Origin of the sequence: Kamptonema sp. UHCC 0994, from assembly GCF_029167235.1 — a bacterium.
Taxonomy (GTDB): Bacteria; Cyanobacteriota; Cyanobacteriia; order Cyanobacteriales; family Microcoleaceae; genus Kamptonema.
In genome coordinates, this window is sequence record NZ_JARFTR010000101.1 from 1 (window position 1) to 21,827 (window position 21,827).

Sequence of the window (21,827 nt, forward strand, 5' to 3'; positions counted from 1 at the left end):
ACCGCCAGGATGGCGGCGTTACGGATAGTTTTGCGTAAGTCCTAACATAGTGAAGCAATCTCAAAGTAATTACTGAAAGGAAAATTGAGTAAAAAGTTTCCCTGCTTATGCTACCTAGTGATTTATTAAGTCATCGCCAAAATGGGGAATCAATCATTCCGCTACGCCTCAATATCGATGCCAGAAATTTGGACGCAGCTAGCGAAATGATTGCCTGTTTTCAAGCAGCAATCGGCACAACTCAAGGCGAACTAGATCGACGTTTACAAGAATTAGAAGGTGATAGTCCAGACTATCGCCTTAAGCGAGGATTTGCTCATCTTCTCAGAAGTGGTTTTTGTACATTCGACGTAGTTAGCCCTCTAGAACCATCTGAATTAAGACAGCGAATTTTTGCCCTAGCTTCTCAGTCAATACCTAGCAGTAATTCTACACTGTTAACTCTTGAAAAAGTAGCAATTGAACTGAGTCAAGAATTAAATCGAGAAGTTTTGCCAAATGAGTTAAGTGTGGGTTTATATGCAGATTTAGCAGAGAATAAAATCCTTACTCAATTTGACGCACCAACCCCAGAAGATTTATTACATAGATATAACGTTTCTCAAGTACAAGGTATATTTTATCGTGCCAGTTATGTTCAATTAAACGCCCATCGTAACGATCCAGGGGAGTATAAACTATTATTTCGTTATCTTAAATTATTTCAATTAATGACTTATATTGAAGGTGATGCCGATCGAGGTTTTACCCTGACAATTGATGGCCCTGTAAGTTTATTTAAGCCGAGCACTCGTTACGGTCTTGCTTTAGCTAAAATGATACCAGCATTGCTGCACGTTACCAAATGGAGTTTGCACGCAACTTTACAAAATCGCGACCCTTATAGTGGTGTATGGAAAACAGGTAAATTCAGTCTTAATTCGGATTGCGGATTGGTTAGTCACTATCCCCCCGGTAAACCTTATGATAGTATGTTAGAAGCATCATTTGCTGGTAAGTGGGATTCGTTAAAAACAGAGTGGCGATTGGAGAGAGAAGTTGATTTAATTCCGATTCCTGGTAGCGTGATGATTCCTGATTTTCGGTTAGTGCATCCCGATGGAAGGTCGTTTTTATTGGAAATTGTTGGTTATTGGCGACCAGAATATTTGCAAAAGAAATTTTCTCAAGTTCGGCGGTCTGAATGCGATAATTTAATTTTAGCGATTTCAGAAAGATTGAATTTAGAAAAAGCTGGAGTGGAGGTAAAAGATGTTTCGGCTAAGATTATCTGGTTTAAAGATAAATTATTGCCAAAGGCGGTGTTGGAAGTGCTAGAGTAATACCAATTCTCCAAAGTTATGCAGCAGTAGAGGCAGAAGGCAGGAGGTTGGTTGTATTGAAGTTAACTCAACAATGCAGATTGTATCAAGAATTTGGATAATTAGTATTAGTATACAATCAATTGACATAAATTTTTTAATTTATCCTGCAACATTTGCTTTTTACAGGCACGCTATATAGCGTGCCTGCGTAAGTCCTGACTTAACAACTAACAACTAATAACAAAACATTACTTCGAGATAAAATGCACCCAGAAATTACCATCAGGGATACAGACACTGCGAATCAATCGATAGGAATAGTGCAGATATTCGCCACTAAGATCGGTACGATATCCACCGCTAAACCACTCTCCATAGGGATCGTGAACAAAAAATCCATCTGGGTCGTAGCCAACTACAGGCATAATGTGACCAAAAGATGTAAAATATCCGTGTATAACAGCAGGATTTCCACTTGCTAACCAATCTTGAACGTCCTCAATAACGGCATTCTCTGTGAAGTAATCTTGACAGCCATAATCTTTGACAACCTTGACTAAATCGTAAGGGTCCCAGCGACTATAACCTTGATTGAGTGCATATTGATAGAGTTCATCCTCAAATTGGCCAGACTTAGTTTTGCGTTCTGTCCCTAAGAAATCCAAACACATCGCGATAGAAGTCACATTACAAGAACCAGTAGGATTGTACCAGTTGTCTAACTGAGACTTATAGGGAACATTAAGCCTAACAGTTAGCGGATTTGGTTTGGGATAAAGTATGGTACTTTCTTGAGTAATCTGAACGTGTTTCTCAAAGATATACCAAATCGAAGAACCATTAAAAGAATCATTGCGAAAAGCAACTCTTACGTGACCGCGAATTGGGGCGAAAGCAAGAATTTCAAACTCTTTTCCTGCTGGTATTGATTGTTTTTCGGAATCAGCAAGTTGAGAAGATGCAAGGGGTCTAGCTTTCAGAACTGTGTCTAAAACAATCTTCAGGATGGGAGGGGGTAAAGGAATTTCACCAACTTTAGTTTCGATTAGTTTTTTGGCTGTTATTGCCCCTAAATAACCCGGTTCGCCGCATTTCATTACGGTTTGAAAGCGATGTAGGGCGGCGGTAGAAAGGGGGCCAAAGAGTCCATCTACTGGCGGTTTAAGTAAACCTAAGTCAATCAGGCGGATCTGAATTTGACGGCTGAGTTCGTCATCTCTAGCGATCGCCGCCGCATCATACTTAGTATTTGTGTTGAGAAAAGCTTGTAGTTTCATGTACCTAGATTAGTGTTTACAAGTTTTATCTGTTGTCTGAAAATCACGGTAACTTTGCCGATTCCGTAGTCAGAACAGTTTAATTATTGATCGATTGATACAATAATTTAAAGGTAAAAGCTAGAGGGGGAAAGAGGGTAGGGGTACTACCCTGCGATCGCGCAGCAACAGAAGTCTATTTGTCCCATCACCTCACGATGACCCAATCAATTAAAAATGCAAAATTAAAAAATAAACCAATTAAATTTTTAATTTTTAATTTTTAATTCTTTAGCCTAATTACCTATTTTGCAGGGCGGAGTACAACTACACCGCAGGCATCTGGGGACAGATATTTGCGGGCCGCCTGCTGAATATCGGCTGCATTGAGAGCTTGGATACAGGTAGGATAGTTGATAGCGGGGGCTAAATCCCCGACAATTGACTGGTAGTAGCCGTATAAATTGGCGCGATCGCTCGGTGTTTCGTTTCCAAAAATAAACCGATTAGCTACCTGGGTACGGACGCGAGCCATTTCAGCCTCCGTCACGAGTTCCGTCTGAATAGTGCGAATGTGTTCAGCGATCGCCACTTCCACCTCAGCCAAATTCTCCTCAGCCAATTGAGCTGAAATATAGAATACACCCTGAAGTCGCTGAGTCATATTACTAACTGAAATTGAGGAGACCAACCCCCGCTCTTCCCGCAAATCCTGAACCAGGCGAGTTGTCCTACCGTGACCCAATATTGTCGCCAAAACGTCAAGAGCGTAAGTCTCTTCCAAATTTGCCAGTCCCGGTACTCGCCACATCATCATCAATCTCGCTTGCTGGAGGCTAGAGTCTACATATTCGCGGCGGACTGTCTCTTGAAAAGCAGATTCAGCTTTCAGGTTCAAAGTTTCGGGTTTAAATTGCACTTCCCCCGATTCTTGAGGTTTCATCGCCTCTGCAAAAGCACCAGCCACAATCTCAATTAACTCCTCAACAGGCAAATTCCCCACAGCAACCGCCGTCATCGACTGAGGTTGATATCTGCTGCTATGAAAATCCCGCATCTGTTGCGGTGTCAATTGTTCAATCACCGATGCGGGGCCGAGTACGGGACGCTTATAAGGTAATACCTCAAAAGCTGTCTCCATCGATCGCTGATAAGTCCGCCGTCGAGCGTTATCTTCTGCTCGCCTAATTTCTTCAATCACCACCAACCGCTCTCGCTCAAAGGCTTCGTCGGGAATACTAGCATTCAGTAGCACATCCACTTGCAAAGGCGCGAGTTCGGCAAAATCTTGGGGGGCACAAGTGATGTAGTAGTGAGTGTAATCTTGACTGGTAGCCGCATTCGTCACCGCACCGCGCTCCTCTATTAAGCGCTCAAATTCACCGGCGGCCAACAGCGGCGTGCCCTTAAAAATCATGTGTTCCAGAAAGTGAGCCATGCCGTTGATGTCATCTGATTCTACGGCGGAGCCAACATTGAGCCAGATGCTAAGGTTAACGGCATCAACAGGTAGATGTTCTGCTACGATCGTTAGTCCATTGGGTAGGCGGCGGACTGTAGGAGCGTTGAGAGGAGGGAGGGAGGAAGGTTTGAGAACGGTTGCAGTCATTTCGATTTTATTTGTCTTGATTTTCTATATCTTAGTAGAAGCAAGAGGGTTTTAACTCCTGTCAGACTATAGCTTTAATCCCAGTTCCTCTACCAAGGATTTCCGACAAGAGTAAAACCACTCCAGTAATAAGGATGAATAAAATCTCTTTTGTCTTGCTGACTTAAAACAGCAGGTAAAGAATATGTACCCGTAGTTGTAATTAATTGCCCATTTTCCACCCGCACTTGACCTTTAAGCATAGCTATTTGAGCAAATCTCAGAGCATCTGCCTTAATCGCGGCTTTGCCTAAATGCTGATAAAATTCAGTCATTAAGCCTAAAGTGCCGCGATCGTCAACGTACCACAAACTAGCTAAAGCAGATTTCGTCCCCGATTGTACTGCTAAACCAGCAAAACCTAGTTCTGATTCGCGATCGCCTAACGCAGTTTTGCAAGCACTCAACACCAACAAATCTACAGACGGGTTATTCCAGTGCAAATTCCTGACTTGATCGAGAGGTAACTTAGAATTCCAAAGCTGAATATAGGAGTTGCCAGGTAATCCCGGCACAAATTCAGCGTGGGTAGCGAGATGAATAATCCGATAGTCTTGGCGCGATCGCTGCAAAGTAAGATTTTCCAGAGTGAAGGTAGAATTGAGAAAAGATTTACCCTGCCATTCCGATGCGATCGCAGACAATTCTACCGGCACCGCAGGTAAAGGACTTTTATCAGTAAATTCGGACGCTCCCATCGCCAATACCGAAGCATCACTGACGGAGGCATACTGGGTATTAGTTAAAGTAAAACTGGGAATTAAACTGAAACTATATTTTTCAATCAGGAATTGATTACCATCATACAAAGCGGCAATTGGTAGACTACGCAACCCTGGATCTAAAGACAGCAGCAGCGTATCAATACCTAACTTTTTCAAGTCTGCTTCTAGAGGCGATATCATCCATTGGTAGAGTTGCTGTGCCCGAACCAAATAACTGTTAGTATTGCGTTGGCGAGGATTTGCGATCTCGGAGCGAAACTCATTCACTACTGAGAAAAGAACATCTCTTTTAGCTGCCGGGACACTGTGACGAATCGGCAGTCCTAAAGAGGTAACTAAAATTAATTCTAATTGATTGAGGCGCGATACTACATAGATAATCGCCGATCGCTTACCAGTTTTCTCCTCGATATTTCTTAAAGTTTCTTGGATGCCGGCAACTGAAATAGTTTGATCCGGCAGCTTCCCACTCACGCCAAGATATTGCTCAAATTCATTATTCCTAATTTGTTCAATTTGCCACACCGTATCACCGATATCGTCTCCCTCAAAAACTTGATCGATCGGAGGATTGTAGCCGAGAATCAGATTAGAACTACTGTTAGATGGAGTCTGCTGTTTGGGGTTTGTAGAAGGATTTTCAGCGATCGCAACTGCGGAGGTTTCGCCAGAAGCGGGCCACCGATCCAAAATCTTCGGCTTGATTGTCAAATTTTGCTGTTTGGGAGCAAAACCAGCATCTTGTAAAGGATTTTCGGAGATTGCTACTGCCGAAGGTTGGCGACTAGCGGGCCATCGCTCTGAAATGCTCCGATCGATCGTCAAAACCTGCTGTGTGGGAGCCACGCCTGGATCTTTTAGCAATGGAATTCCTTCCCTATAGATGCTTTCGAGGGAACTTGCAGAAGTTTCGGTGCGAGGTGCGACAGATGCGATACCTGTGGCAGACTGCGCCAACGCACCCGTTGGTGTTAGTGTTTGATCGAGTATTCCTCTAAATTCTGGTAAAGGCGCAAAGGAGAAATCTGGTACAGGCGTTAGCACAGGTGCAAATGCTACTGATATTTGCGATGCTTGAGGTGTAGTCCTTGGCACCAATATTGTCAGATTTGATGAACTTGTTAGTGCTGTAGGCACAGGTGTAGTCCTTGGCACCAATATTGTCAGATTTGATGAACTTGTTAGTGCTGTAGGCACAGGTGTAGCCGTTGGCACCAATATTGTCAAATTGGATGAACTTGTCAGTGCTGTAGGTACTGGTGTAGCCGTTGGCACTACTATTGTCACAGGTGATGGCGTGGATACCACTGTTGGTATCTGTCCCTCCAGTGCGGGTATTGGTGCAGGTATTGGTGCGGGTATTGGTGCGGGTATTGGTGCGGGTGATGGCGCAGCTACTGGTATCGCATCATCAGTCTGTATGGCAATATTCCCCACACTAAAAGAACCCGGAAACGATCGCCCTACTTCAATGGTAGACTGTCCGCTAGTTATCGCCGCAGCAGTGCCATTAATCGCAGCATTACCCACTTCAAAAAGTTGAAATGGCGGCCCTCCATCTCCCCCTACATGGCGAATTGTAATATTACCGCCACCGCTACCACCTGCTGTAGAAATACTAGCATTACCCGTTGATAAAAAGGGACTAGAAAAAGAGTTGGTTGCTCGGAAAAATCCCCCTGTTGATTCAATAAATACATTGCCACCACTACCACTGATGCCGCCTTCAGCATTGATGAATTCAACTTGAATATCGCCAATCGGATCGAGGAAAACGTTACCACCATTGCCCACACTACCACTAGAATTAATCTGTCCGGCAGTGATTGAAGTTCGAGCTATAACAGTAATATTACCACCACTAAATCCTGATGTATTTAGATTACCAGTTGTTGCTGCTCCCGCAGGACTGCTAACAGAGATATCTCCTCCATTGCCAGTAGTGGAGGAAGTATTCAGATTTTGTGTTGTCACGTTCCCGCTGCTGCTATTAAGCTGAATTAGTCCCCCATTTGAGGTAATATTGCTAACAATTAAGTTATTACCAGTCGCAATATCAACGCTGTTAGCAGTAACATTTCCAAGTAAGTTAACAGTCCCCGTACTCGTTGATTGTAAGCGTTGAGAATTAATGGTCGATGCGGCTGCTAAGTTGCCAGCACTTTGAATAATAAGATTACCTAACTGTCCATTTGCCGCCGCACCGACTGCCGAATTGAAACTAATATTACCGCTACCTGCTGTTAAATTCAAGCCATAACCGTTTAACGCCTGACTGTCTACAGTGCCGCCGAAAGTGATATTTCCTGTAGTGCCTGTAGTCAAGCTTACATCTCTTGTGAGAATGAGTGCGCTGTTAAAGGTAATATCGCCATTAGCTGTAGCAATATTGCCAGACAAGTTAGTATTAAAAGCGTTGATATCGAGGCGAGATAGAGGTGTTTGAGTACCGATATTTCCTTGCAGCAAGACGTTACTAGTACCAGCATCTAAGTTCAACTGCTGATTGCCATCAATCGTACCTGCTATGCTAATGTTTCCACCTGTGCTGCTGAGTGCGATATTCTTACCAAGGGTGACATTACCTGCGATCGCGATATTATTATTGGTTGTGAAAATATCAGAGTTGAGGTTAATTGTCGTACCGCTAAGAGCAATTGAACTGTTATCGCTACCAGTAAGAATACCATTAACTGCGATTGCGCCTAACCCGGATTGAATTGTAACTGGATCTAAAAATGTAAGATTGCTAGCAATAGTAACATTGCCACTGCTATCTGCCCGTCCAATTGTAATCGAGCTAAACCCATTTTGCAAAGCATTAATTTCTGCTGTTGTCAAGTCTAAAGCGCTGGTATTATTACTACCACCAATCTCAATATTTTGTCTGGGTGTGGCGGGTTGAATTACTAAGGTATTTGTACCGGATACTGACCCATTAAAATCGATTTCGCCTGCTGTCAAAGTTAGAGGATTATTGCCTGCTGCTAAACTTGAACCAAAGGCAATTGTCGCAATTCCTGGTGTGAAAGTTACAGGTGCATTTAAGGTGACAGGGCCGCTAAATCTGATATCATCGTTAGTAGTAGTTATGTTGCCACCTATACTCACCGCACCCAAGCCATTCTGAGTGAAAGCACCATCTAAATTCAGGTTGCCAGCAATATTGAGATTGCCTGTATTAGTAATAGTTGCAATACCGTTATTGGTGGTAGTAACATTACCATTTAGATTGAGATCGCCACCAGCAGTAAGTCCTAAATTTCCTGCTACTTGCAAGGTTGAATTAAAATCAATATTTTGTGCATTTACCTGCAAATTAGTCAAGGGATTAACCGCACCGACAGCATTATTAAAACTTACATTTCCCGTACCAGTATTTAAGGCGACAGCTTGATTGCCATTAACAGTACCATTAAAAGTAACGGCGCTATTTTGTGAAGTAATATTGCCAGCACCTTTGGTAAAAGTGACATTGCCAAAAGTTGCACCATTTCCGGCAGAGAAAGTAACACCACCTAACTCGACATCAGCACTAAGAGTTGTAGGAGTGTCGCCATATCCTAATGTTACATTGTTAGCAAAATTGACTGTTCCCGTTGCAGTTATGCCTGAATTAGTGTTTAATGTACTATTAAAAATAGTTGCTCCCGTTGAGGTGAGAGTAATCGCAGCACCCACGCCATCACCGATAGGGTTAGTGTTGCCTACAGCTCGATCAAAAGTTGTGGTTCCGCTGCCAGAATTGATGGTTAAATCTCTGGAACCGTTAACTATATTGTTGAAATTAATGTTCCCACCGCTGCTACTGAGGGCGACATCATTGTCTAGTAAGACGCTACTATTAAATGTGATGGGATTGCCAGCAGTTGTGATGTTGGCATTCAGGTTTGTAGTATCGCTGTTGAGGGTAATTGCAGCGTTATCATTGCCAGTGATGGTATTATTAACTACGATCGTACCTGTTGAGTTTTGTAGGGTGACTGGATCGTTAAAAGTGGTGGGGTTGATTACAGAAATTACGCCGCTGCCATTGGTCTGAATTGTAATTGAGCTGAAGCCATTTTGTAAGGCATTAATGTCTGCTGTTGTCAAGTCTAATGTGGTGGAGTTGGTGTCGGATATACTGCCGATAGAAATATTGCCGTTGGGAATGCCTGAGAGGATTGCTAATGTATTACTACCTGTTACTGTTCCTGTAAAATCAACTTCGCCAGCGGTTAAAGATAGAGGGTTATTGCCTGCTGTTAAAATGGAATTAAATGCGACTGTACCGTTGCCTGCATTTAAGGCAACATTTGCTGTTAAATCAACAGGTGCATTAAAACTAATGTTATCATTAGTAGTAGTTAAATTGCCGGAAATTGTCACTGCACCTGCACCAGATTGACTGAAAAAGCCGTCGAGGTGTAAATTATCTAAGGCGAGAGTTAAAGGGGCTGAGTTATTAAGTGTAAGTCCGCCGTTGTTAGTGGTTGTTATATTGCCAAAATTAAAGTTAGCGCTTGTTAAGTTGATGCCATTTGCACCAGTTGTGTCTAAGTTTCCTAAAGTAGTATTGCCGCTAGCTGTTGTTTGAATGCTAGCAGCAGCTATAGCGCCGATTTGGATGTTAGCAGCGTTATTTACTGTTAAATTTCCCAAGCGAGTAGTGCTGCCAATTACACCGTTAACGTCAATGTTACCCGTACCCGCTTCTAAGGTCAGATTACCGCCACCGTCAATATTGCCGCTGACAAGAATGTTACCACCCGCTAAAGGGCCTGTGGTAACAATTGGGTTGTTACTGATTAAGACATTACCGTTAATAGTAATATCAGTATCGGCAGTGATGATGTTATTATTTAGGTTGGTTGTGGGTGCGTTGAGAGTGACATTTGCATCGCCTGTTCCCGTGATTGATTGATTGACAACAATGTTACCTGTTTGAGTCTGGAAAGTTACGGGATCTTGAAATATTAGAGGTAAATTAACTACAGTTATATTGCCAGTGCTATCTGGCCTACCGATGATGATGGAACTAAAGCCATCTTGCAGCCCTGTTACAACAGCACTTCCCAATTCTACATCGCTAGGAATGGCAGGAATTCCATTCCCCAACCAGATATTTGCACTTGCTGTGTAGGGGCGAAGTGACAAAGTACCTTTGCCTTGAACTAGACTACCTGCTGTAAAGTCTATTTCGCCGCCAGTAATGGTAATATTTCCTGTATTGGGTAAGCCATTGGCATTGATGGTATCTACAGAAGTTTGGACGGCAGAAGTGAGGGTGATATCTCCGGCATTAGCGAGAGTGGAACTAGAGTTAAGAATGCCAGTGTTTGTGATACCTGTTCCAGCGATTCCAGTGCTGGTAAGGGTGATATTTCCACCATCTCCCCCCGTTGAACTGGAGTTAAGATTACCAGTATTAATGTTAGTATTTGCACTAAAGGTAATTGGGCCACCGCTGCCTACAGTCGCACTGGTATCAATTGTGCCTGATATAGTATTAATATTGCCATTATTGCTAGTTAAATTAATTCCCCGTCCGAGATTGGTAATATTGCCAGTAGTAATATCTCCTGTAGTAGTAATTGCGATCGCACTGGCACTGGCACTGGTAAGATTGAAAGAATTAAATATTGTCAGGGAACCTAACGGTACATTCGCCCCAATTAGCCCATCGAGATTAATCGTACCCGTTCCCGTATTCATAGTTAAATTGCCACTGCCATCAACATTTCCCCCAAAGTTAATATTACCAGCATCTATTAATCCAGTGTTAAGAATAGCATTCCCAATTACATTAACATTGCCGCTAAAAGAAATATCCTGTTCGTTAGTAACAATATTGCCATTTAAGTTAGTAGTTGGAGCAGATAAGTTAATTGAAGCATTGTCCGCACCTGTGAACGGAGACGTGACATTATTAACATTAATTACTCCGGTTGTTTGTAGCGTCACCGGATCTTGAAAAGTAGAGTTTCCTGAGACAGTAATATTACCAGTTTGAGTGGGGCCGCCGATGGTAATCTGAGAAAAACCTGGGGTAAATTGGTTAATAGCCTGCCGTAATTCTAAATTACTACCGCCGGGACTCGCAGTGTCCAAACCGACAAGATCGATGTCAACACTGGGAGTAAGAGTCCGCACTGTCAGGTTGCCAGTACCGCTAACAAAACTGTCAGGAAGGATGTTGATTTCATCGGATATCAAGGTGACGTTACCGCTACCTCCGGTAACATTCCCACTGTTGGTAAGAGTAATTCCTAAACCAGTAGCAGTGCCAGTGCCAGTTCCTTGCAGGGTAATATCGCCAGTTCCCGTTGATTGTATTGTAGTGTTAGTGCCTGAGAAAATGCCGTAGTTGCCGCCTCCACTGCCGGCACCATTACCAGTTAAGCTGATATTTCCATCTTGCGATCGCACCGCAGAGTTGTTAAAAACATAAATCCCAGAATTAGCGCCCGTTCCTGCACCACCAGTACCCGTTAATGTCACCGTTCCTACGCCTGTGGTTTCGATTGTAGTCCCATCAAGATAGATGCCTTCGTTGATGATTCCAGTACCTCCACCGTTACCAGTCAAGCTGACATTACCCCCCGCCGAACTCACTCTCAGACCAGTAATATGTACCCCTTTATTCTGATCTGTGCCATTACCACCCGTACCGCTGAGGGTGACATTTCCTGTTGCTGTCGATTCTACAACGCTGTTGAAACTGATATTAATGCCGTCGTTGCCGATGCCTTGGTTGCCGCCAATTCCAGTAATATTTAGATTGCCATTCTGCGATCGCACTGTACTGGTATTAATAGATATCCCTTGATTAGTATTAGTCCCATTCGCGCCCGTCCCGTTCAGAGTAACATTCCCGTTCCCTGGCGTTGATTGCACGGTACTGGTATTAGTGATGACAATGCCCCTATTATTAGTTAAACTCCCCTGACCGTTACCAGTTAGATTGACATTTCCCCCTGCTGACTGCACAATACTGGAGTCAATCTCTATCCCTGGATTAGCAAATGTGCCGTTTCCGCCCGTACCATTGAAAGTAATATTGCCCGTGCCGGTGGATTCGATACTGCTGTTGCCTTCCACATAAATGCCGCGATTATTATCTCCAGTACCGTTGCTTGTCCCCGTTAAATTGGCAGTTCCACTCGCTACAGTCACTCTGGAACCAAAACCATTAATGTAGATCCCGTAATTATTATTTGTTCCCCCCCCACCGGTACCATTTAGGGTAATGTTTCCAGTCCCGATGGCTTCGATTATGCCGCCGCCTTGAATTGTGATGCCGTTGTTGTTATTGTTAGCCGCATTACCTCCTACTCCAATTAGGGAAATATTTCCATTCTGTACACTTACTCTGGAGTTGGTATCAACCACTATTCCACGATATAAAGAAAACGTTGGCCCCAAAGCGCCTCCGGTTATGCTTGTGCCATCGAGAGTAATATTTCCTGTACCTGTCGTTTGCACTAGGCTATTATTAGCAATCAAAATACTGCTGGTGGGGTCGTTAAATCCTCCGTTGCCAGTGAGTTGAATATTGCCACCGGCGGCGTTAATTGTACTATTATTGATTCCAATCCCAGAATTGGCAAACGCGGAACCGTTGCCGGTGAAATTGCCGCCTCCGGTATTAATCAGTGCATTCGTAAAGTTAAGATTGGCAAAGACAGTGGTACCAGCATCAGCATTGAGGATGACGTTGCCTCCACTTGTGTTAATATTGGCGTTGACAGAGATGCCGTTGGTTGTAACGGCGCTGAAATTGCCGCCTCCGGTATTAATCGCGAAACTGCCGATGGCGATGGTGCCGATTAAGTTATTGTCGTAATCAGCGCGAAGATTGATATCACCTCCAGTTGTAGTGAGGTTTTGAGAAATAGTAATATTATTGTTGGCATTCAGCGCGATCGCGCCTATCCCTGAATTGATAATCGGCTGATTTATAGTAATGTCATTATCCGCTTGCAAGGTGAGGGAATTACCGCTGTTCCAAGAGATGGGAGCACTAACTGTAATATCGCCTGGATTAACAAAGACAGATGCAGTGGAGATCGTGACGTTGCTTGAACCCAGTTGTGTTTGCAGCGTACCGTTATTTATAGTAGATGTAGCGGCTGAAGGTGTAAATACTCCCCCTCCGAAAGTCCCGCCTGCATCCCCACCTATGCTAATAGTAATGTCTGTGGGGTCTAGCAGCAGCGTCCCTACAGTGCCAAAGGGCGATCGCAAGTCAGCAAAACCTTGATAATCTAAATAATTTTTACCACTAACTTCTACGAAACCGCCGTTACCAGAATTGATACCACCGCGTGCAGAAATATTACCAAGAAAGCGAGTAGTTTCATCGGCCCAAACTATTACTCGTCCGCCATTACCATTAAGCAAACCATCGGCATTAATAATAGAATCATTGCTTACAAATGTTCTCAAAGCATTGGGTACAGTGCCTAAACCGCGATAGTCGCCACCAATTAAAATAGTACCACCGCCATTATTGCCACTGGCATTAATATTTGCGCCAAAAAGTCCTACTCGCTGTCCTAATATATTTACATTGCCACCTGTTTCGCCGGATACATTAATATTGCCAGAGGCAATTGCATCTCCTGTTGCTGCTGCTAAAGTTTCCCCAGTTAAGACAATTTGACCCAATTCATTAACGGTTAAATTTGTAGCATTTATCTTACCTTCCCCTGTCAATAATTGGGGTAAAGATAAAACTGGCTGCGTCCAACTTTGGGGAAGTATCCCAGCGTTAGCTACTGGCTGAATATCTAAACTCAGTAAATGCCCTGCTTGACTAACTCTTACTAAATTTTCATCTGGTATGGCTGCAATGGTAATATTACCTGTGGGTGCTTGTAATGTACCTGCATTAACGACAGTACCGCCAATCAATGTTAAATTCTCACCTGGCAAAACTGCTAAGTTTCCGGTATTAACAATTGATCCCGGCTGTAAATTAGTGAAGACAAAACTATTAGGATTGCCTACTAAAGTTTGCCAATTATTATTGCCAATTGCACTAAACCAGTTATTATTACCAAAGCCGATACCTGTAGCGGTGGTAGCGGTGAAAGATCCGGGTACATTAAGACTAGCATTGGGGCCAAAGATAATCCCGGCAGGATTCATTAAGAAAAGGTTAGAATTACCACCTGTGACTTGAATTAAGCCGTTAATTAGTGAAGCGTCACCGCCGGTGACTCTACCTAGAATATTGCGGATATTAGGATTAGTTAAAAAGTTAGCAATTTGACCCTCTGAGAGTCCAAATTGAGTAAAGCTGTGGAAAAGATTAGCTTTGTCGCCGCTGAGGGAACCCCCTTGGATGTCGAAGCGGTTGCCATTAGGGGTGACAACGGTGCCGGTACCGTCTGGTGCGGGTGTAATAACTTGGCTTTGAGCTTTGGCGGGGTAAGTAAATGCACTTAGAAGGCTTAATGTTACCAATAACCTGAGTAAAGTAACTCTATCAGCTTTCATGGTTTAAATCCTGATTGATTTGAGATTAAGATCGCGATCGCAGCTTTAATGTTCCCCAGTTTTACCGACAAAGTATTTGGGTAAAAATTTTTCATTGCTAGCTATAAATTATCTACCCTGATTCTTCGCCTTTACTTGAATTTTTTGGATGTAAAGCCGAAAATGTGGATAATACATTTTATAAGATAACTCTAAAATTAGCTTTTGTCCAGTAGTTTGTAATGTAGTTCTCTGGGCAGTCAAATAACCGCCCAGAGGGCGGCGTTACGTAAGTAATACGTAAGTAATGCTTACGTAAATTGCCGTTAATTTTTTACCACTACCTACTTAAGTATTTTCTAATGAATGAATGATTTCAATGATAATAATAAAATAGACCGGAATTTAGCAAGATTATGACAATTGAAGTTGACTATCGTTTTCCTGCGGGTGTGGATGCAGTACGACAAGCGAAAATTATTGCTGTGGGGCAAACAGCGGGTACTTGGAGCGATCGTTTTGCTACCAGAGAGGAGGCACTGCGATCGCACTTAGCAGAAGTCATCAACATTCGTACTGAATCAACTGGTGAAAGTGTTGCTACTGTAAGTTTTCCCCAAACCAATGTTGAAAATGACATCCCTAGTTTGCTAACGATGATTTTTGGCAAATATTCGATGGCGGGAACGGCAAAAGTAATGGCGGTGAGGTTGCCGGCAACTTACGGGATGCGGCCAAAATTGGGGATCGCTGGTATTCGCGATCGCCTGGGAGTTTTCGATCGGCCCTTAGTGATGGCGATTTTTAAACCCGCACTGGGTTTGACGGCCAGCGATCATGCAGAAATCCTAGCAGAAGTGGCGATCGCAGGCTTAGATATCATTAAAGATGACGAAATTCTGGGAGATTTGGCAAGCGCACCCACTTTAGAACGCCTGCGGGCCTGTCGTAAAGTAATTGCCAGAGTGAAGCAGGAAACAGGACGCACCGTGCTTTACGCGGTGAATGTGACGGGAAATGCCACAAAAATAGTCGAACGCGCCCGAATGCTGGTGAAAGAGGGAGCAAATGCGCTATTGCTGAATGTGCTTGCTTACGGTTTTGCCGTTTTGGAGGCGATCGCATCTGACCCCGAAATTAATGTGCCAATTTTCGCCCATCCAGCGTTGGCGGGCGCTTTGTGCATTTCCCCTGACTGTGGAATGGCTTATTCTGTAGTTTTGGGGACGCTGATGGCGCACGCGGGGGCGGATGCGGTGTTATATCCGGCGCATTACGGTAATTTGCCTTTTGATGCTGCTGAGGAAGGAAAAATTCGGGATATTTTGCGCGATCGCGGTGTCTTTCCCGTTCCTTCTGCTGGCATTCATCCAGGTATAATTCCTAAAGTTTTAGCTGATTATGGTGAGGATGTAATTTTGAATGCGGGAACCGGAATTATGGATCATCCTGATGGTTCAGGATCGGGAGTAAAAGCATTTTTTGAAGCTTTAGAACGAGGAAAAAAAAGCCAATCTTTTAGTTTAGAAAATGTCCCCGATGGCCCCTTAAGTCGCGCTATCGAAAAATGGGGAATTTAAACATAGTGTCACAAGATTAGATTAATTCTTAGGTACGTAGTTGCGCTTCAGCGCTCTTTGAGGGCTAAAGCCCAACTACGTACCTCACCCAAATTTGAGATGATTTAAGCAGCTTTCAAACTGTTAAAATTGCTCTCAACCCCTGAACTAATCGCCCAATACCGATTGTAGCCGTCTCTTTGTCCAAAGAACCATAGGCAACCCGTAGATAACAACCATTATTCATCCCAAAAGTTGTTCCCGGAATCACTGCAACCCCATACTCACGAATTAGCTTTTCTACCAACTCCATCGTACTTAATTGAGTCTCAACCTTTAACATTAAATAAAAAGCCCCATCCGCCAAAGGAATAGTACAAAAATCTGACAATTGACCAAGTTGATTAATAGCAAATTCCCGCACTAATCCAATCAGATTAACATGATTTTCACAGTAAATTTTACCAGATTGTAACGCCCCTAAAGCAGCATATTGAGAAATTACAGGCGGACAAATTAGAATAGTATCTTGGATTTTCTTAACCGCTCCAAACAGATGTTCTGGAATTACCATATACCCGATCCGCCAACTAGCAAAACCATAAGCCTTAGAAAGAGTATAGAGTGAAATTGTATGTTTACTACTATCAGGAAAAGCAGCCGGAGAAAAATGTTTAACTCCATTGTAGGTAAAATATTCGTAGGCTTCATCGCTAATGTGATAAATTCCATATTGCCGGCAAATTTCATTGACTTTGTGTAATGCTTCTAAAGGATAAACTGCACCAGTTGGATTATTGGGTGAAATCGTCACGATAGCACGAGTTTTATGTGTAATTGCTTGCGCGATCGCATTTAGCTGAAGTTGATAATTTTCATCCATTGCTACTACAACTGGGTGGCAATTTGCCATCATAATTGCCATTTCATGGTTAAAATAATAAGGTGATTGAATAATGATTTCGTCCCCAGGCGAAGTAATAGCAAGAATAGCATTCATAAATGCCATGTTGCTACCAGCAGTAACAACAATGCAGTTTTTACTATTAATTTCTATGCCATTATCTGCCTTAAGTTTCGCCTCTATTGCTTCCAGTAAAGGTGGAATTCCTTGTACGGGTTTGTATTTGTGATTTTCGGGATCTGCTAGAAATTCAGGAATGCGATCGAAAGCAGTTGTTGGCGGCCCGTAATATACAACACCTTGTCCTAAAGATATCGTTCCCCGACATTGGCGAATCATTTCTCCAATCACGGGAATAATTGGCGACTGTACCGCATCCATCCGAGTTGAATTGGTTTGCATATTTATTGATTTCATAATTATTTCTCTATTTTAGGCGATAAATCAAAAAAATTACTTGGCGATTGAAATCGCATCTACACAAACAAAGTCCGCCTGCGCGGACTAAGAATTAATTCAACCCGCGTCGGCGGGTTTCGTATGTGTAGATGCGATTTTAATCGCCATCAAAAATTTGCTTTTAAACTCTTTCAACTTCTATTCTAGAACCTTGTGGCGATTTATAAACCTTAATTTGTGTAGGTAATCGCTCTCCCAATCCTCGAACGTGGGTAATAACTCCAATCAAGCGATCTTGCTGGCGCAAAGATTCCAAAATTTGAGTAACACTTTCCAAGGTTTCTGCATCCAAAGTACCAAAACCTTCATCTAAGAATAAGCTACCTAATTGAGCGCCTTGGGATAGCTTTTCTGACAAAGCTAAAGCCATCGATAAAGAAGTAGCAAAAGTTTCACCACCGGAAAGAGTTCGCACGCGCCTAAGTTCGCCACCATTCCAGTTATCTTCAACCCAATACTCGCCATCTTGAATTTTAAGAGCATACCGAGTTTCTGTTAGTTCTTGCAAAATTAATGTAGCGCTGGCAACTAATTCAGCTTCCAAATGTTCTAAAATATAAGCTTGAAATTCATTGGTTTTGAGATTCTGAGCTAAGGTATGATAAGTTTGTTCGTGTTCTGTTAAGGTTGTAATTTGGGTTGACATCCTTTCCGATTGCTCTAGATTCTGTTCTGCTACCTGAATCCAAGCTAATAATTCTGCGCGACTATTGTTAGCTTGTTTGAATTTTTCTTCAGCGGTAAGTTTGGCAGTTTGCAGTTGCGCTAAAGTTATTTCATTCGTCGTTTTTTCACCGATAATATCGCTCAAATCTTTCAGTCGCGTTTCTAGCTGAATTTTTGCGTCGCGGTGTTTGCGAATAGCTGTTTCCCATGCGGATTGTTGTTTAGCATCAGCACTCGCTGCTAGAAATATTTCCTCTGTGAAATTGGCGGCTTTGAGTTTAGATTTCCAAGCAATATTTAGCTGTTCATTTTTAACTATAGCTTGCTCATTAACATCTGTGGCTTGTTGGTATCTCTCTACTGCTTGAATGACGTTGTTATTAGCATTTTGGTAAGAGCTTTCAGCGGTTTTCAGCAGATTGTTTAAGTTTTGCTTATCTTTTTCTAAAGCTTTTGCTAAAGTAGAATAAGGTTGATTTTCGGTAAGTTCATAGAGTTTAAATGCTACCTCACTTAACTGCTCTTGGCGGCGATTGACTTCTGCGATCGCGTCTTTATTTTCTGCTTGTTTCGCTAAATAAGTAGTTTCTGCAAACTGGAATGCTTGTTGAGCTTTGTCAAATTCAATTGATACCTGTTGTAACTGTTGTTCGGCTTCCCGGTACTTGCGATCGCTCTCTTTAAGTATTGCTAATTCTCGCTCTAATTCCTCAGCTTGCCATTGAGAAGTGCCTAAAACTCGATAAATTCGTTGCTGCAATTCAACAAGTTTATCCTGGGTTAATTTTAACGTCTGAGCAAGTTCTGATTGTTTCTGCTGATGTCCAGAAAGTGCTGTTTTTGCTTCGGTTGTGGTAATTTGAGCTTGTTGAAATACTTGTTGAGCAGTGGAAAAGCGCGATCGCAAAGGCGCGATATCTATAATATTAGATTCCGGTAATGGTGGGAGGCGATCGCTCTCAGGATGTACCCCCCCGCATACGGGACACATATCGCCAGAATTGAGCGACATTCGCACCGCAGCAACAAGATCTAAACGCGCAGCTTCAACATTAACAGCTTCCGCCGCTTCTAAGTCGAATTGGCATTTTTTCAGCGATACTTCTGCTAGTTCCAACTGCAAGGTAGTTGCCGCATAATTTTGTTGGGCTATTTGCCAATCTTGCTCAGCTTTTGCTAACTGCTTTTGCTCATTTTTTGCCTGTTTTTCTATTAGCTGAAATTCCATCAATAAGGGTGAAATTTGATTCAATAGCTCTAAACGTTTGCCTCCGGGCGAAAGCTGTGAAAGCAACGCTGTTGCTTGTGCGACTTGAAAACCAGCACTCTGAATTTTGCTATTAGCAGCTTGCAAGTCTTTCTCTGCTGCCTTTAAAGAGCGAAGTTTTTCCTGTTGAGCGGTTTGGGCGATCGCGACTTCTCCTTCCAGTTGCGATCGCTGTTCTTCATATATTTTACCAGCAGCGAGAGCATCTTCACGAGCTTTGAGTTGAGGCGCGATCGCTTCCTGCTTCGCTCTCGCTGCGTCAAGTTGCTGCTGCTGTGTGGCCAACTGCGATCGCGCTTCAATTAATCGCTTTTGGGCTAATTGTTCAGCATTTTGGGCAGTTACGCATTGGTTTCGCGCTTCTTTAACTAAAGCCCAATCTCCCTGTAAATGATTAGCTATTTGCGCTTTTTCTAACTGCTCTACGAAAGTTTTAATTTCAGATGATTTAGCATTCAAATTAGCTAATTCTTTTTGTAAATCTCTGAGGCGAATGATTTGATTAAATAAATCTTCTTCTTCGTCTAACATCTTCTGAGCAGTCATAACCGCTTGATTAAGAGTCGGTATTTTTTGCTCCAAACTAATCAAATATAATCGCTTTTCCTGTACTTCTTCTGCTGCTGGTGCATTTAATTCAGCCAGTTGGCGTTCCACCATTTCTCGTTCATCTTTAAGTAACTTAGCTAGCTCATTTGCCCGCTTCCGCATCAGCTCAAAAATCTCAAATCCAGCTAGCTGGCGCAGAATTTCCCGGCGTTTTGCCGTGTCGCCTTTAAGAAATTCATCAAACTTACCTTGTGGCAAAACTATCACCCGCGTGAAAGTATCAAAATCCATCCCTAAAATCTGTTCAATGGTTTTTTTGGCAGCATCAATGCTAGTTTCTATAGTCTCCCATTCGCCATTTTGAAAAGCTTCTAACAGCACCTTATTCTCAGGAGTCTTCGGGCGGTATCGCCACCTCCGCGTCACCCGATACTGTGCATTACCTACCGAAAAGTGCAACTTAACTTTTAAATTTTCGCTCCCTTGACTTACTAGATCGCCTATTTGCTTACCACTGCGAATTGTAGTGCCAAAAAGTGCGTAAGTCATGGCATCAAGTAGGGAAGATTTTCCCGCGCCTGTTGCACCCGTGATGGCAAATAAATCGAGTTCGGAAAAATCCAAACGTTGTTCGCGGCGAAAGCTAGTAAATCCTTCTAAACAAAGTTCAATTGGTCGCATAATTAGTAATTGGTAATTGGTAATTGGTAATTGGTAATTGGTAATTGGTAATTGATAGTTGATAGTTGTTAGTAGGGTGGGCGCTCGCCGCAAAAAGTGTTTCTCATAACCTAAGATGCTTGTCGGCGAGCGCCCACCTTACGTTTAACAGTTAACAGTTAACAGTTGATTATACAATTTTTCAAATTCCTCCAAAACGACTGGCTTTGGTGTTGTTCCCAATCTGTGCTGATAATAGTTGCAAAACTCTTCTAGTGGATCGAATTTATTTGGATCTATATTAGTTGTTTCCGTCAGGCTTTCTTGCTGTAATTCTGGATAGCGCGGCTCTACTAGCAGCGCTTGCGAACAGATTTGGCGAACTCTATCAGCTAATCCGATCTCAGGGTTCTGCATTTGTACAATTACTTTCAAAAATCCGGGATGGTATTGATTGGCTTCTAAAGTTTTATCTAAGTTTTCACTATTACATTTAAGCACTTTTAATGGCTTCTGGCAAATCAATGGTTTAAATTCCACCTTTGCAGCACTTCCCGGCTCTACCTCGATCAAAACAAATCCCTTTTCTTGCTCAGCTTCCCCGAAGTCTAACTGAATCAAAGAACCAGAATAATAAGCAGTAGAATTCTTAGCTATGCGCTGGTGAATGTGGATGTGACCGAGGGCAATATACTGAGCTTCTGGTGGCAAAATTTGCGGTGAAACCAGATATTTATCTCGCGTATAATAGGGGGCTTCTGATTTAGCTAACCTAGCTCCATCAACACTAAGATGTCCCATGAGGATATTAACAGTATTATCTCGAAAATCGCTAGTTAAATTCTCAAAAAGATCGGCAATAAGTTCGCGGTAACTAGAGCGGCGATTGGCATCATCTTTGTGCCAGAAAGCATCAGCATCTAAAAGCCGTTGTTCTGAAGCAAAAGGCATGGCTCCCACACAAAGTTTACCGCTGTTTGTATTGAGAATAATTGTGCCGCCATCTGCCGCGCGGCGGGCTTTTCCCAAAGCACGAACGCCAACGTGGGCCAGCAATTGAGCGATACTATCAGTGCGAGAAGCGGAGTCATGATTGCCTGCGATCGCGATCGCGGGAATACCAGCTTCTTGCAATCCACAGAAAAATTTATAAGCAATGCGTTCAGCATAAGCTGGCGGGTTGGGAACGTCGAAAATATCGCCAGCGATCAGAACGGCATCCACTTCTAAGGTTGTTGCTTGTTTGAGCAGTTGATCTAAAGCAGAGGCGATTTCCGGGGTGCGGTCAATACCTCTAAAACGTCGTCCGAGATGCCAGTCGGCGGTATGAATTAGTCGCATAGCGTGAAGAGCTTTTTACTTATT

8 protein-coding genes are annotated in these 21,827 nt (G+C 42.9%); 2 read left to right on the top strand and 6 right to left on the bottom strand.

What is annotated here, in order from left to right; translation table 11 throughout:
* Positions 1–107: 107 nt before the first annotated feature.
* Positions 108–1,322: a DUF790 family protein gene (locus tag PY364_RS10090; RefSeq protein ID WP_275522225.1), complete on the top strand. Its 1,215-nt coding sequence runs from the start codon at positions 108–110 to the stop codon at positions 1,320–1,322.
* 230 nt (positions 1,323–1,552) lie between these two features.
* On the opposite strand, the gene PY364_RS10095 is transcribed toward PY364_RS10090, so the two are convergent.
* From PY364_RS10095 to PY364_RS10105, 3 genes are all read right to left on the bottom strand, one after another.
* Positions 1,553–2,581: a C39 family peptidase gene (locus PY364_RS10095; protein WP_275522226.1), complete on the bottom strand. Its 1,029-nt coding sequence runs from the start codon at positions 2,579–2,581 to the stop codon at positions 1,553–1,555.
* 283 nt (positions 2,582–2,864) lie between these two features.
* A complete protein-coding gene (locus PY364_RS10100; protein ID WP_275522228.1) occupies positions 2,865–4,169 on the bottom strand; it encodes a pitrilysin family protein in 1,305 nt (434 codons plus the stop codon).
* 89 nt (positions 4,170–4,258) lie between these two features.
* Positions 4,259–14,419, bottom strand: a complete 10,161-nt coding sequence (locus PY364_RS10105) for a CHAT domain-containing protein (protein WP_275522229.1) — start codon at positions 14,417–14,419, stop codon at positions 4,259–4,261.
* A gap of 395 nt (positions 14,420–14,814) precedes the next feature.
* On the opposite strand from PY364_RS10105, the gene PY364_RS10110 reads away from it, so the two are divergent.
* Entirely contained in the window at positions 14,815–15,978 is a 1,164-nt protein-coding gene (locus tag PY364_RS10110; protein WP_275522230.1) for a RuBisCO large subunit C-terminal-like domain-containing protein, read from the top strand.
* Between the two features lie 115 nt (positions 15,979–16,093).
* Here the strand turns inward: PY364_RS10110 and PY364_RS10115 are convergent, their stop codons facing one another.
* From PY364_RS10115 to PY364_RS10125, 3 genes are all read right to left on the bottom strand, one after another.
* Positions 16,094–17,263, bottom strand: coding sequence for a pyridoxal phosphate-dependent aminotransferase (locus tag PY364_RS10115; protein WP_275522246.1), 1,170 nt, complete (start codon positions 17,261–17,263; stop codon positions 16,094–16,096).
* 178 nt (positions 17,264–17,441) lie between these two features.
* On the bottom strand, positions 17,442–20,483 hold the full coding sequence (locus PY364_RS10120) for an SMC family ATPase (RefSeq protein ID WP_275522231.1): 3,042 nt from the start codon (positions 20,481–20,483) through the stop codon (positions 17,442–17,444).
* A 144-nt stretch (positions 20,484–20,627) separates the two neighbouring features.
* The gene (locus PY364_RS10125) at positions 20,628–21,803 is read right to left on the bottom strand and encodes an exonuclease SbcCD subunit D (protein WP_275522232.1); all 1,176 of its coding nucleotides are present in this window, start codon (positions 21,801–21,803) and stop codon (positions 20,628–20,630) included.
* Between the last annotated feature and the right edge of the window lie 24 nt (positions 21,804–21,827).

What these genes read in the sequence shown, in the direction of transcription:
- PY364_RS10090 (WP_275522225.1), top strand. Translation starts at nt 108, where the DNA reads ATGCTACCTAGTGATTTATTAAGTCATCGCCAAAATGGGGAATCAATC.
- PY364_RS10095 (WP_275522226.1), bottom strand. Translation starts at nt 2,581, where the DNA reads ATGAAACTACAAGCTTTTCTCAACACAAATACTAAGTATGATGCGGCG.
- PY364_RS10100 (WP_275522228.1), bottom strand. Translation starts at nt 4,169, where the DNA reads ATGACTGCAACCGTTCTCAAACCTTCCTCCCTCCCTCCTCTCAACGCT.
- PY364_RS10105 (WP_275522229.1), bottom strand. Translation starts at nt 14,419, where the DNA reads ATGAAAGCTGATAGAGTTACTTTACTCAGGTTATTGGTAACATTAAGC.
- PY364_RS10110 (WP_275522230.1), top strand. Translation starts at nt 14,815, where the DNA reads ATGACAATTGAAGTTGACTATCGTTTTCCTGCGGGTGTGGATGCAGTA.
- PY364_RS10115 (WP_275522246.1), bottom strand. Translation starts at nt 17,263, where the DNA reads ATGCAAACCAATTCAACTCGGATGGATGCGGTACAGTCGCCAATTATT.
- PY364_RS10120 (WP_275522231.1), bottom strand. Translation starts at nt 20,483, where the DNA reads ATGCGACCAATTGAACTTTGTTTAGAAGGATTTACTAGCTTTCGCCGC.
- PY364_RS10125 (WP_275522232.1), bottom strand. Translation starts at nt 21,803, where the DNA reads ATGCGACTAATTCATACCGCCGACTGGCATCTCGGACGACGTTTTAGA.